Source organism: Sanguibacter gelidistatuariae, from assembly GCF_900096585.1.
GTDB classification, from domain to species: Bacteria; Actinomycetota; Actinomycetes; order Actinomycetales; family Cellulomonadaceae; genus Sanguibacter; species Sanguibacter gelidistatuariae.
On the sequence record NZ_FMYH01000005.1, the window covers coordinates 107,350 to 121,039 of the forward strand.

Sequence of the window (13,690 nt, forward strand, 5' to 3'; positions counted from 1 at the left end):
CGGCAGCTGAGGAGGAACACCATGGGGCTGTTGGAATCGATCCAGTCACCTGATGATCTCCGGCGGCTCACACCCGCGCAGGCGGAGGAGCTGGCCGCCGAGATCCGCGACTTCCTCGTGCAGTCCGTCTCGCGCACCGGTGGGCACCTGGGGCCCAACCTCGGCGTCGTCGAGCTGACGATCGGCATGCACCGGGTGTTCTCCTCGCCCTCGGACTCCTTCGTCTTCGACACCGGCCACCAGTCCTACGTGCACAAGCTGCTCACCGGTCGGCAGAACTTCGCCAACCTGCGCAGGCGCGAGGGCCTGTCGGGCTACCCCAGCCGCGCCGAGTCGCCCCACGACATCGTCGAGAACTCCCACGCCTCGACCGCGCTGAGCTGGGCGGACGGGATCGCCAAGGCGAACGTCGTGCGCGGGCTGACCGATCGGCACGTGGTCGCCGTCATGGGCGACGGCGCCCTGACCGGCGGCATGGCCTGGGAGGCGCTCAACAACATCGCCGCCGGCCCGGACCGTCGCCTCGTGCTCGTCGTCAACGACAACGGTCGCTCCTACGCCCCCACGATCGGTGGCATGGCCCACCACCTCGACACGCTGCGCACCACCCGCGGCTATGAGAACGTGCTGTCCTGGGGCAAGCGCACGCTGAACCGCTCTGGCCCTCCCGGGCGTGCGGCCTACGACGCCCTGCACGGGCTGAAGAAGGGCATCAAGGACGTCGTCGCCCCGCAGGGCATGTTCGAGGACCTCGGGATCAAGTACATCGGCCCCGTCGACGGGCACGACATCGGCGCGGTCGAGCGGGCGCTGCGGGCCGCCAAGGCCTTCGGTGGCCCGGTCCTTGTGCACGTCATCACGGAGAAGGGCCGCGGTTACACCCCGGCCGAGCAGGACGTGGCCGACCGTTTCCACGCCGTCGGGCAGATCCACCCCGAGACCGGGCTGCCCGTGGCACCGTCCCGCTTCGGGTGGACCAAGGTCTTCGCGGACGAGATCGTCGCGATCGGGCACGCCCGGCCCGACGTCGTGGCGATCACCGCCGCGATGCTCGCCCCGGTCGGGCTCGCGCCCTTCGGGACGGCGTTCCCGACCCGCACCTTCGACGTCGGGATCGCCGAGCAGCACGCCGCCACGAGCGCGGCCGGCATGGCCTTCGCGGGGCTGCACCCCGTCGTCGCGCTCTACGCGACCTTCCTCAACCGGGCCTTCGACCAGGTCCTCATGGACGTCGCCCTGCACAAGGCCGGGGTCACGTTCGTGCTCGACCGCGCCGGGATCACCGGCGACGACGGCGCGAGCCACAACGGCATGTGGGACATGGCCATGCTGCGCATCGTCCCGGGTCTGCACCTGGCCGCGCCGCGCGACGAGCCGACGCTGCGGGCCGCGCTGCGCCGCGCGGTCGACATCGACGACGCGCCGAGCGTCGTGCGCTACCCGAAGGGGAGCATGGGGGAGGCGCTGCCGGCGATCGACTCCCTCGACGGCGTGGACATCCTCTCCCGTCAGGATCCCGGCGAGGCGTCTGTCCGGGTGCTCCTGGTCGGCATCGGCTCGATGGCGACGACCGCGCTCGAGGTGAGCGAGCTGCTCGCCGCGCACGGCGTCGCCACAACCGTCGCGGCACCGACCTGGGTGCTGCCCATGCCGGACGCGCTCGTCAAGCTCAGCGGCGAGCACGACTTCGTGGTGACGATCGAGGACGGCCTCGCCGAGGGCGGGATCGGCGCGCTGCTGGGGGAGCGGGCCAGCCAGGCCGGGCTGCGGACCCGGGTGCACACGGTCGGGCTGCCGACGGCGTTCCTCGATCACGCGACCCGCGCGCAGATCGTGGCCGCGAACCGGTTGGGCGCCCCGGACATCGCCCGCGACGTGCTCGACGCGCTCGCGCGCTGACCTGCGACGTCGATCTGCCCGGCGGCTATATGCTGTGTCCGTGATCACTCACAGCGCGCGCCTCTGGTGGCCGACCCGGTAACGGTCGGCCCCTCAAGCGTGCGCGGACCTTGCCCAACGACGGGTGGTCCCGCGGCCTTCGAGGCGGGGAGTCGCCCGCCGGCGAACCCGCGACAGAAGGATCTCCATGCCCGCCTCTGCGACCCCACGTTCCCTCGAGCCGATTGGCTTCTCCATCCCGGCGAACGTTCCTACGCACTGGTACAACCTCAACGCCGACCTGCCTACGCCCGTGCCACCGCACCTGCACCCGGGCACGCGTGAGCCGTTGACACCGGCCGACCTCGCGCCGCTGTTCCCGATGGCGCTCATCGCCCAGGAGGTGTCGACCGAGCGGTACATCGAGATCCCGCAGGTCGTCCGCGAGATCTACGCGCAGTGGCGCCCGGCCCCGCTCGTGCGCGCCCACCGGCTCGAACGTGAGCTGGGCACGCCCGCGCGGATCTACTACAAGTACGAGGGCGTGAGCCCGGTCGGCTCGCACAAGCCGAACACCGCCGTGCCGCAGGTGTACTACAACGCGATCGAGGGCATCACCAAGCTCACGACCGAGACCGGCGCGGGGCAGTGGGGAGCCTCCCTGGCCATGGCCTGCTCCATGCTCGGGCTGACCTGCGAGGTGTGGCAGGTGCGCGCCTCCTACGACTCCAAGCCGTACCGCCGCATGCAGATGGAGACGTACGGGAGCGTGTGCCACTCCTCGCCCTCCGACCTCACCGAGGCCGGCCGGGCCATCCTCGCCGCGACCCCGGACACGACCGGGTCGCTCGGCATGGCGATCAGCGAGGCCGTCGAGGTCGCCGTCGGCGACCCGAACGCGCACTACTCCCTGGGCAGCGTGCTCAACCACGTCATGCTGCACCAGTCGGTCATCGGGATCGAGGCCCTGGACCAGCTCGACCAGGCCGGGGAGGCCCAGGCCGACGTCGTCTTCGGCTGCGCCGGGGGAGGGTCGAACCTGGCGGGGCTGTCTTTCCCCTTCATCGGCAAGAATCTGCGTGAGGGCACCACGACCCGAGTCGTCGCCTGCGAGCCGGCCGCGTGCCCCTCGCTGACCCAGGGAGAGTACCGCTACGACCACGGCGACGTCGCTGGCCTCACGCCGCTGCTCAAGATGCACACTCTCGGAACGGACTTCGTGCCCCCGGCGATCCACGCCGGTGGGCTGCGCTACCACGGGATGTCGCCGATGGTCTCCCACACGGTTGAGCTGGGTCTCATGGAGGCCGTCGCGATCGAGCAGGACGACGCCTTCGCCGCCGGGATCCTCTTCGCCCGGGTCGAGGGCATCGTGCCGGCGCCGGAGTCGACCCACGCGCTCGCGGCTGCGCTCGCCTACGCCCGCACGGTCACCGAGCCGGAGGTCATCGTCATCGGCCTGTCCGGCAACGGGGCCCTGGACCTCCCGGCCTACGCCGAGTACGTCTGAGCCGTTCGTCCGCGCTCGTCCGCGCCCTGCCCGCAGCCCGCGGGCCGGGCGCGGACGTGTGTCGAGCGCCCGCGTGTGGTGCCCGCACGGGGTGACCCAGAGCACAAGTGACCTTCGGCCCGGTCTGACGCCGCGTCGTCGGGCCTTGCGTGCCGGGTGCGCCCGCGCCATGATCAGGGCCATGACGGCGACCCCCACTCAGATCCTCTTCCTCGGCGGCGCGAGCGGCGTGGGCAAGTCGAGTGTGGCCTTCGAGGTCAGCGCCGCGCTGCGGCGCGCGCGGGTGGCCCACGCGCTCATCGACGGCGACAACCTCGACGCGAGCTACCCGGGACCGATGGACTCCGGGAGGCCCTGGCTCACGCTGACGAACCTCCAGGCGCTGTGGAGCACCTACCGCGAGGTCGGTCAGCGCCGTCTTGTCTACGTCAACACCGTCAGCGTGCTGGAGGCCGACGAGCTCCGTGATGCGGTCGATCCGCGGGCGGAGGTCACGGCCGTCCTGCTGGAGGCGGACGGCCCGGAGCTCGCAGCTCGGCTGGGCGCGCGCGAGCAGGGCTCCGGGCTGGACGAGCACCTGGCTCGCAGTGCCCGGTGGAGCGCTGACCTGCGGTCACGCACCCCAGACTGGGTCGCGCGGGTGGACACGACCGGCGCGACGATCACGACCGTGGCGGAGGCCGTCATCGCTCTCACCGGGTGGATCTCGCCGACGCGGCGCAGCGGCGGCGAGATGGGCGGCGAGAGCGGTCAGGAAGCCCGCGGCTGGGTGTGATGCACACCTCAGCGTTCCAGGCACTCTCGGGCCTTTGGTCCCAAGTCGTCCCATCATTCTCTTCCTAGTGTTGAAGACAAGATCAACAGGTCGAGGGATTCCCCAAGGAGACGGCGATGACCACCACAGCAGAAGGCACCACCAACACGACGGGTGCCAGCACTCCCCAGCCATGGCGCAACTTCAGCGAGGGTGACTGGACCGCGGCCGTCGACGTCCGCGACTTCATCCAACGCAACTACCACCCCTACGAGGGTGATGCGTCGTTCCTCGCGGGCCCGACGGCGAAGAGCCTCGCCATCTGGGACACCCTCGAGAAGGACTTCCTCTCGGTCGAGCGGGCCAAGCGTGTCTACGACGTCGACACCCACACCCCCGCCGACGTCGACGCCTTCCCGGCCGGCTACATCAGCGCTGACGACGACGTCATCGTCGGCCTGCAGACCGACACCCCGCTCAAGCGCGCGATGATGCCCTACGGCGGGTGGCGGATGGTCGAGACCGCGATCAAGGAGGCGGGCCTCGAGCCCGACCCCAAGGTGAAGGAGATCTTCACCAAGTACCGCAAGACCCACAACGAGGGTGTCTTCGACATCTACACCCCGCGCATCCGCGCGGCCCGCTCCTCCCACATCATCACCGGCCTGCCCGACTCCTACGGCCGCGGCCGGATCATCGGCGACTACCGCCGGGTCGCCCTCTACGGCGTGGACTTCCTCATGTCGGAGAAGCTCAAGGACAAGGACTCCGTCGTCGACCAGCCGTTCTCGGAGAACTGGGCCCGCTTCCGCGAGGAGCACTCCGAGCAGGTCAAGGCGCTCAAGAAGCTCAAGAACCTCGGCGAGCAGTACGGCTTCGACCTCGGTCGCCCGGCCGCCAACGCCAAGGAGGCCGTCCAGTGGACGTACTTCGGCTACCTCGCCGCCGTGAAGTCCCAGGATGGCGCGGCCATGAGCATCGGCCGCCTCTCGGCCTTCCTCGACGCCTACGTCGAGCGTGACTTCGCCGAGGGCACCCTGACCGAGTCCGAGGCGCAGGAGCTCATCGACGCGCTGGTCATCAAGCTGCGCATCACGCGCTTCCTGCGCACGATCGACTACGACCAGATCTTCTCGGGCGACCCGTACTGGGCCACCTGGTCCGACGCAGGCTTCGGCGACGACGGCCGCACGCAGGTCACCAAGACCTCGTTCCGCCTCCTGCAGACCCTGCGCAACCTCGGCCCGGCGCCCGAGCCCAACATCACGATCTTCTGGGACGACAAGCTGCCCCAGGGGTACAAGGACTTCTGCGCCGCGATCAGCATCGAGACCTCGGCCATCCAGTACGAGTCCGACACCCAGATCCGCCAGCACTGGGGTGACGACGCCGCGATCGCCTGCTGTGTCTCCCCGATGCGGGTCGGCAAGCAGATGCAGTTCTTCGGCGCACGCGTCAACGCGGCCAAGAGCCTGCTCTACGCGATCAACGGCGGACGCGACGAGATGACCGGCAAGCAGATCGTGACGGGCTTCGACGCGATCGCCTCGGACGAGCCGCTCACCTACGACGAGGTGTGGGCCAAGTACGACGCCATGCTGGACTGGGTCGTGGGCACCTACGTCGAGGCGCTCAACATCATTCACTACAGCCACGACAAGTACGCCTACGAGTCCATCGAGATGGCGCTGCACGACTCCGAGATCGTCCGCACCATGGGCTGTGGCATCGCCGGTCTGTCGATCGTCACCGACAGCCTCTCGGCCATCAAGCACGCGAAGGTCACCCCCATCCGCGACGAGACCGGCCTGGTCATCGACTACGTCACCGAGGGTGAGTTCCCCGTCTACGGCAACGACGACGACCGCGCCGACGTCATCGCCCAGCTCGTGGTCAAGACGGTCATGGACAAGATCCGTGCGTTGCCGCTCTACCGCGACGCAGTCCCGACGCAGTCGGTCCTGACGATCACGTCGAACGTCGTCTACGGCAAGGCGACCGGAAGCTTCCCCTCCGGTCACCGCAAGGGCGAGCCCTTCGCCCCGGGCGCCAACCCCGAGAACGGGATGGACACCCACGGCATGGTCGCCTCGATGCTCTCGGTCGGCAAGCTCGACTACAACGACGCGCTCGACGGCATCTCGCTGACGAACACGATCACCCCGTCCGGCCTGGGACGCACCAAGGACGAGCAGGTCGCCAACCTCGTCGGCATCCTCGACGCAGGGATGGGGGAGGGCCTGTTCCACGCGAACATCAACGTCCTCAACCGTGAGACCCTCGAGGACGCGATCGAGCACCCGGAGAACTACCCCAACCTCACGGTCCGGGTCTCCGGCTACGCGGTCAACTTCGTCAAGCTGACGCGTGAGCAGCAGCTCGACATCCTCACCCGGACGTTCCACCAGTCCGCGTGAGAACTCACCTCCTCCGGAGGTGACTGGGTCGGTGCCCACCGCTCGCGGTGGGCACCGACCACCATCGCATACGCTCGGCCCGAGCACGGAAGGCAGTCACCATGAACAGCACCACGATCACGCCGACGGTCACCGTGCCGGACGCCGCGGCGCCGGCGCTGGGCGACAAGGACTTCGCCGCCCCCACCGGCCGGGCGAGCGGGGTGGGCACCGGTGGGCTCGAGGTCAGCGCCCTCGACCGTGGCTCCAGGCTCGAGCAGATGCGGGCCGGGACCCTCGGGTCGATCCACTCCTGGGAGCTTGTCACCGCGGTCGACGGCCCCGGGACCCGGATGACGGTGTTCTTCGCCGGCTGCCCGCTTCGCTGCCTCTACTGCCACAACCCCGACACGTTGAAGATGAAGAACGGCGAGTCGGTGACCTCCGAGGAGCTGCTGCACCGGATCAAGCGCTACAAGGCGGTCTTCAACGCCACTGGCGGCGGCCTGACCATCTCCGGCGGTGAGGTGCTCATGCAGCCCGCCTTCGCGGCGACCATCCTCGCCGGCGCGAAGGAGCTCGGGATCCACACGACGATCGACACGTCGGGATTCCTCGGTTCCGCGTGCACGGACGCCATGCTCGAGAACATCGACCTCGTGCTGCTCGACGTGAAGTCGGGAAACCCCGAGACGTACAAGAAGGTGACCGGGCGCGAGCTCCAGCCCACCCTCGACTTCGGCCGCCGGCTCGCGGACAAGGACGTGGAGATCTGGATCCGCTTCGTCCTGGTCCCCGGGCTCACCGACGACCCGGCCAACATCGAGACGATCGCGGACTACGCCGCGTCGCTGTCGTCCGTCACGCGCGTTGAGGTGCTGGCCTTCCACCAGATGGGCCGGGACAAGTGGGCCTCGCTCGGCATGAAGTACGAGCTCGAGGACACCCTTCCGCCGACGGCCGAAGAGGTAGAGCGGGTGCGGGACCAGTTCCGCGCACGAGGCCTGACCGTCTACTGATCCCACCCGCTGAGCCCGACCCCACCCGCTGAGTGCGGCTGTGGAGACAGCGAAGGCGTGCGAGCCCCAGATCATCGATTCCCCCCCGGGATCAACCTGGTGCCCGCACGCCCTCGGAATGCGGAGAATACTACGTGAGCACGAGTTCCGCACGGTTGAGGCCGATCGCGGCGGTCAGCTCGCCCCGGGTGTTGCCCTTCGGAGAGAGCGCGCGCAGCTCCCAGGCGCCGGGGGCTGCGTAGAACCGGAAGCTGCCTTCCGGGCTGCTGACCACCTCGGCGGTGAACTCACCGCTCGCGTCGTGCAGGCGAACGTATGCGCCGGCGACCGGCGCGCCCGACTGGCTGATGGTCCCCTCGATGAGGGTTGCGCCGTCGGCCAGGGGAGCCGCTGGCAGGCTCTGGTCGGGCGCCGCGCAGGAGGTCACTTGGCGCCGACCTCGATCGGCACACCCACGAGGGAGCCGTATTCGACCCAGGATCCGTCGTAGTTCTTGACGTCGGCCTGACCCAGGAGCTGGCTGAGCACGAACCAGCTGTGGCTGGAGCGCTCACCGATGCGGCAGTAGGCGATGGTCGCCTTCGTCGTGTCCAGGCCGGCCGCGCCGTAGAGCGCGGAGAGCTCGTCGTCAGACTTGAAGGTGCCGTCGTCGTTGGCTGCCTTGCTCCACGGGATGTTGATCGCGGACGGGACATGGCCGCCCTTCTGGGCGTGCTCCTGGGGGAGGTGCGCCGGGCCGAGGATCGTGCCGGCGAATTCCTCGGGCGAGCGCACGTCGACGAGGTTCTTGTCGCCGATCGAGGCGACGACCTCGTCGCGGAAGGCGCGGATGGACAGGTCCTGCTCCTGGGCCACGTAGGTGGTAGCGGCGCGGGTCACGGTCTCGTCGCTCAGGGTGCGGGAGTCGAGCTCCCACTTCTTGCGGCCACCGTCGATGAGCTTGACCGAGGTGTGGCCGTAGAGGGTGAAGTACCAGAAGGCGTAGGCGGCGAACCAGTTGTTGTTGCCGCCGTAGAGCACGACGGTGTCGTCGTTGCTGATGCCCTTCGCCGAGAGGAGGGCCTCGAACTGGGCCTTGTTGACGAAGTCGCGGCGGACGGGGTCCTGGAGGTCGGTCTTCCAGTCGAGCTTGATCGCCCCGGTCAGGTGGCCCTTGTCGTAGGCCGCGGTGTCTTCGTCGACCTCGACGAACACGAGCCCAGGTGCGTTGAGGTTGGTCTCGGCCCAGTCGGCGGAGACGAGTACGTCGGTGCGTGCCATGTGCGGAATTCTCCTCGTCGGTGTCCGCAGCAGTCGGCTGTGGATCGTGTCGGTCATGTTGGCGTTCATGACGCTAATCGAGCGAATCGGCTAGCACAGCACCCGTCTCACCAGATGGTCGAATGTAACTGGAATCGTCGTAGTTTTATATGGAAAATTCCGGATTCGGCAACTCCACCGTCTCGCTAGTCGAGACTTGGTCCTCTCACCGGAAACGCCGGACGGCCCCGCGCGGTGTGCGCGGGGCCGTCCGGCGGGCCGAGGAGGTTCACGCCGCGGAAGATGTCATCCGGCACGGCCCGTCAGGGCTGGAACGTTGGCCACGCCGTCGGGGAGGAGCCGGCGTCCGAGCACCCGCTCGGAGTAGCCGGTGCGGTCGAGGTACGGGGTGATCCCGCCGGCGCTGAACGGCCATCCCGCGCCGAGGATCATGCACAGGTCGATCTGGGACGGTCCGGCGACCACGCCCTCGGTGAGCATGAGACCGATCTCGGTCGTCAGCGACGTCAGGACCCGGTCAAGCACCCCAGCCTCGTCCAGGACGACCTGCGGGCGGTCCGGGGAAGTGCCTGGCGCAGGCTCGAAGACGGCCTGCAGGGCGGGGTCGACGTCCGCGGGCAGCCCCCGCCCGGCGGCCGCCAGCACGACCGGGATCTTCTCCGCCACGATCCGCTCGAGCCCCGGCGACGCCGGGAACCGGTCGCCGAGGTCCTCGCGCAGCGACGTGAGCACGTGCAGCCCGACCGCCGGCCCTACGAGGTCGAAGAGTGCAAACGGTCCCATCGGCAGGCCGAGCGGACGCAGTGCGCGGTCGGCCACCTCGACCGGCGTGCCGTCCTCGACCGCCCCGACGATCTCCCCGAGCAGCAGTACGAGCAGCCGGTTGACGACAAAGCCCGGGCGGTCGGCTACTCGCACGGCCGTCTTGCGCAACTTCTTCGCGACGGCGAAGGCCGTCGCCAGCGTGGCGTCGTCGGTGGCGGCATCGACGACCTCGACGAGCGGCATCTGGGCGACCGGGTTGAAGAAGTGCAGCCCCACGACCCGCTCGGGGTGGGCGAGGCCGGCCGCCATCTCGGTGACCGACAGCGCCGACGTGTTGGTCGCCAGGATCGTGGTGGGGGAGACGATCCCCTCGAGCTCGGCGAACACCCGCTTCTTGAGCGAGAGCACCTCGGTGACGGCCTCGATGACAAAGTCGCAGCCGGCGAGGTCCTCGATCTGCGTCGTCCCGTGGATCGATGCGACCAGCTGCGCGCCCGTGCCGGCGCCCATCCGGCCGGTGGCCACGAGCTTGTCGACGGTCGCGGCCACCGATGCGAGGCCGTGCTCGACCCGCTCGGCGTCCAGGTCCCGCATGACCACCGGGACCCCCAGCCGCTGGGCGAAGAGCAGCGCGAGCTGGGCGGCCATGAGCCCCGCACCGACGATCCCCACCCGGGTGACCGGCCTGGCCAGGGCCGCGTCCGGCGCGCCGGTGGGCCGCTTGCCCGCTGTGACCAGGTGGAAGGCGTAGATGCTCGCGCGCATCTCGTCGCTCATGATGAGGTCGGCCAGCGCCTCGTCCTCGGCCGCAAACGCCGTGGTCATGTCCGTGTCCCGGGCGGCGGCGAGCAGGTCCAGCGCCCGGTAGGGCGCGGGCCGCGACCCGTGCACGACGGCGTCCACCCGCTCGCGCGCGGCCGCCACCGTGGCCTGCCACACCTGGGCCGGGGCGAGCGGGGGACGATCGACGACGATCTCCCCGCGCGCGACGGCGTCTGCCCACACGATCGACTCCTCGAGGAAGTCGGCGGCGTCGAGCAGGGCGTCGGCGAGGCCGATCTGGAAGGCCTCGGCCGCCTGGTACGGCTTGTTCGCCGCGGGACGGGTGAGGATCACGTCGATCGCGCGCTCGATCCCGACGATGCGGGGCAGCAGATAGCTTCCGCCCCAGCCGGGGACGAGGCCGAGCGAGGTCTCGGGCAGCGCCACGGCGGGGACGTCGGAGGAGATCGTGCGGTACGTGCAGGCGAGGGCGAGCTCAAGCCCGCCGCCGAGGGCGACGCCGTTGACGAAGGCGAAGGTCGGCACGGCCATCTCGGCGAGCAGCCGGTAGGCGCGGTGGCCGGCCTCGCCCAGCTCGCGGGCCGCGGCTCGGGTCGTGACCGCGCTCGCGGCCGTGAGATCGGCCCCGGCGGCGAGGAAGTACGGCTTGCCGGTCACCGCGGCGGCGGTGATCTCGCCGTGGCCGGCCCGCCGGGAGACCTCGATCAGGGCGGACTCCAGCTCGGCGAGGCCGAGTGGCCCGAGGGTCGTGGGCTTGGTGTGGTCGAGCCCGTTGTCGAGGGTGAGGAGGGCGAGGATGCCGCCCGAGGGCAGCACGACGTCGCGCACGAGGGTGTGCGTGACGCGTTCGACCGGGGCGTCGGGGCGGGTGGTGGTCATGTCGGCTCCCTGTCAGTTCTCGGTCGGTGCGGTGGATGCGGCAGGCGTAGGCGCGGACGTGTGCCCGGAGTAGTCCGCGTGGTGGGGGTTCTCCCAGATGACGGTGCCGCCCATGCCCAGGCCCACGCACATCGTCGTGAGCCCGTACCGCACCTCGGGATGCTCGGCGAACTGCCGCGCGAGCTGGGTCATGAGGCGGACCCCGGAGGAGGCGAGGGGATGACCCACGGCGATCGCACCGCCATAGAGGTTGACCCGCGGATCGTCGTCGGGCATGGCGAAGTGGTCGAGGAAGGTGAGCACCTGCACGGCGAAGGCCTCGTTGATCTCGAACAAGCCGATGTCCTCGATGCTCAGGCCGGCGTTGGCGAGCGCACGCTCGGTCGCGGGGACGGGACCGATCCCCATGACCTCCGGGGGCACGCCAGCGTAGGCGAAGGAGACCAGGCGCATCCGGGCCGGCAGCCCGAGCTCGGCGACCGTGTCGCCGTCGGCGAGCAGGCAGACCGCGGCGCCGTCGGTGAGCGGGGAGGCGTTGCCGGCGGTGATCCGCCCACCGGGACGAAACGGGGTCTTGAGGTGGGCGACGTCCGCGACGGTCGTCCCGGGACGGGCGAGCTCGTCGGCCGTGGCCAGCCCCCAGCCGAGCTCGGGGGAGCGGATGGCGACCGGGACGAGGTCGGGGGAGATCTGGCCGGCGGCCAGCGCCGCGGCGTACTTTGCCTGGCTCGCGACCGCGTAGGCGTCGGCGCGGTCCTTGGTCAGGTGAGGGAAGCGGTCGTGGAGGTTCTCGGCCGTGGCACCCATGACGAGCGCCGTGGAGTCGACTAGCTTCTCACTGACGAAGCGCGGGTTGGGGTCAGCGTCGAAGCCCATCGGGTGGTGGCCCATGTGCTCCACGCCGCCGGCCAGCGCCACGTCCTGCTGGCCGAACCCGATCGCCGAGGCGGTCGTGGTCACGGCGGTCATCGCCCCCGCGCACATCCGGTCGATCGCGAATCCGGGGACGGTCGTGGGCAACCCAGCCAGCACCGCGACGGACCGGCCCAGGGTCAGGCCCTGGTCACCGCGCTGGGTCGTCGCCGCGAGGGCGACCTCGTCGATGCGGGCGGGGGGCAGCTCGGAGCGGCGGCGCAGCAGCTCCCGGACGGCCTTGACGGCGAGGTCGTCGGAGCGGGTGTGGGCGTAGAGGCCGTCGGGGCGGGCCTTGCCGAAGGGGGTGCGGACCCCCTCGACGAAGACGACGGAGCGAACGGTCGGGCGGGTGGCCGAGGTGGGCATCAAGACTCCTGACTGGCGGACGACGTTGTCCAGGGCGCAGGTCTGGGACCTGCGCGTCGGGTACATGCTACCGGGAGTTTCAGTAAAATGCACCGAGGAGCCCGAACTAGTCTCGGGACGTCCTGCTGGAACCGGACCGGCCCCTGGCTGAGCTCAGCCGCGCAGCCGGCGGACGACCTTCTTGGCGGCCGGCAGGGCCTTGTTCCACGCCGAGTACCACATCGAGAACGGCACGTCGATGCTTCCGACAAGGGTGTCGGTGTGGTTGGCGAAGCCGCGCTTGAAGGCCGAGACGTCGTCGCCGAGCAGGCCATTGAGGTCGTAGCGGGTCACCCCGCGCTCGCGGAGATACTTGATCGCGGACCACTTGAGCGCGTAGTTGGCGAGCGCCTTGCGACCGGCGTCGTTGCTCCCGCCGTACAGGTCGATCCCGGTCGTACCGGACTCGACGATCCACAAGAACGCGACCGGCTCCCCGTCCATGCGGGCGAGCAGCAGGAGGGAGTGCTGCCCGAGCAAGGTGTGCACGTCGCGGTAGTACCCGTCGGAGTGGATGCCGAAGCCGGCCCGCTCGGAGGTCGTGCGGTAGAGGGTGAGCACGTCGGCGAGGTCCGCCTCGGTCGTCACCGGCGTGATGTCCCACTCGCTGCGCTGGGACTTGCGGACCTCGTACCGGGTCTTCTTGGCCATCTGCGCCAAGAGCGTGTCGTCGTCGAGGGCAAGGTCGAGGATGAGGGTCTCGGCCATGAAGATCGGGTTGGGGCTGGGGACCGCGCCGGTGATCGTCAGGGGGTCGGCCGCCGGCCAGTCCGGTTCGAAGGTGATGCCGACGCCGCCGACCTGCGCCCGGGCGTAGACCGCGATCGCGTCGCACACGGCCGAGCGGTCGGCGATCGAGGTCCCCGGGGCCATGACCGGCCCGCGCGGGACGTGGCACAGAGCCCGGAACATCCCCGGCAGCGGACGGACGAGCACCTGGGCGAGGGCGACCACGGGGGTGCCGGCTGCGTCGTCGCGCACCTCGAGGCGGAGGGCGCGCCACCCGTGCGCGGCCTTGAGCTCACCCCACCCCGCCAGCTGCAACGGGTTGCCGCCGAAGGCCACCACCTGCTCGTCCCACGCGGCCAGATCCGTGCACACACCAATGCTGAGCATTTCTCAGACC

At 70.0% G+C, this 13,690-nt stretch carries 10 protein-coding genes; 5 read left to right on the plus strand and 5 right to left on the minus strand.

The window, feature by feature from the left end:
• The first annotated feature begins 21 nt into the window (after positions 1 to 21).
• The 5 genes from dxs to pflA all read left to right on the plus strand — a co-directional run bounded on the left by dxs (position 22) and on the right by pflA (position 7,557).
• Complete coding sequence (gene dxs / locus BLQ50_RS11960) at positions 22 to 1,899, plus strand: 1-deoxy-D-xylulose-5-phosphate synthase (RefSeq protein WP_093184344.1); 1,878 nt, start codon at positions 22 to 24, stop codon at positions 1,897 to 1,899.
• A 187-nt stretch (positions 1,900 to 2,086) separates the two neighbouring features.
• On the plus strand, positions 2,087 to 3,388 hold the full coding sequence (locus BLQ50_RS11965; RefSeq protein ID WP_093183969.1) for a TrpB-like pyridoxal phosphate-dependent enzyme: 1,302 nt from the start codon (positions 2,087 to 2,089) through the stop codon (positions 3,386 to 3,388).
• Positions 3,389 to 3,569: 181 nt separating this feature from the next.
• Positions 3,570 to 4,163: an adenylyl-sulfate kinase gene (locus BLQ50_RS11970; RefSeq protein ID WP_139185814.1), complete on the plus strand. Its 594-nt coding sequence runs from the start codon at positions 3,570 to 3,572 to the stop codon at positions 4,161 to 4,163.
• A gap of 116 nt (positions 4,164 to 4,279) precedes the next feature.
• Positions 4,280 to 6,559: a formate C-acetyltransferase gene (pflB, locus tag BLQ50_RS11975; RefSeq protein WP_093183971.1), complete on the plus strand. Its 2,280-nt coding sequence runs from the start codon at positions 4,280 to 4,282 to the stop codon at positions 6,557 to 6,559.
• A 101-nt stretch (positions 6,560 to 6,660) separates the two neighbouring features.
• Positions 6,661 to 7,557, plus strand: a complete 897-nt coding sequence (pflA, locus tag BLQ50_RS11980; RefSeq protein ID WP_093183973.1) for a pyruvate formate-lyase-activating protein — start codon at positions 6,661 to 6,663, stop codon at positions 7,555 to 7,557.
• Between the two features lie 130 nt (positions 7,558 to 7,687).
• On the opposite strand, the gene BLQ50_RS11985 is transcribed toward pflA, so the two are convergent.
• The 5 genes from BLQ50_RS11985 to BLQ50_RS12005 form a co-directional block, all read right to left on the minus strand.
• Positions 7,688 to 7,984, minus strand: coding sequence for a DUF1416 domain-containing protein (locus tag BLQ50_RS11985; protein ID WP_093183975.1), 297 nt, complete (start codon positions 7,982 to 7,984; stop codon positions 7,688 to 7,690).
• Positions 7,981 to 8,817 carry a sulfurtransferase gene (locus BLQ50_RS11990; protein ID WP_093183976.1) on the minus strand — a complete coding sequence of 279 codons (837 nt, stop codon included), beginning with the start codon at positions 8,815 to 8,817 and terminating at the stop codon, positions 7,981 to 7,983. The genes BLQ50_RS11985 and BLQ50_RS11990 overlap by 4 nt, the downstream gene beginning before the upstream one ends.
• 285 nt (positions 8,818 to 9,102) lie before the next feature.
• Entirely contained in the window at positions 9,103 to 11,244 is a 2,142-nt protein-coding gene (locus BLQ50_RS11995) for a 3-hydroxyacyl-CoA dehydrogenase NAD-binding domain-containing protein (RefSeq protein WP_093183978.1), read from the minus strand.
• A gap of 12 nt (positions 11,245 to 11,256) precedes the next feature.
• On the minus strand, positions 11,257 to 12,525 hold the full coding sequence (locus BLQ50_RS12000; RefSeq protein WP_093183979.1) for a thiolase family protein: 1,269 nt from the start codon (positions 12,523 to 12,525) through the stop codon (positions 11,257 to 11,259).
• 153 nt (positions 12,526 to 12,678) lie between these two features.
• Positions 12,679 to 13,680 carry a lipid II:glycine glycyltransferase FemX gene (locus BLQ50_RS12005; RefSeq protein ID WP_093183981.1) on the minus strand — a complete coding sequence of 334 codons (1,002 nt, stop codon included), beginning with the start codon at positions 13,678 to 13,680 and terminating at the stop codon, positions 12,679 to 12,681.
• Between the last annotated feature and the right edge of the window lie 10 nt (positions 13,681 to 13,690).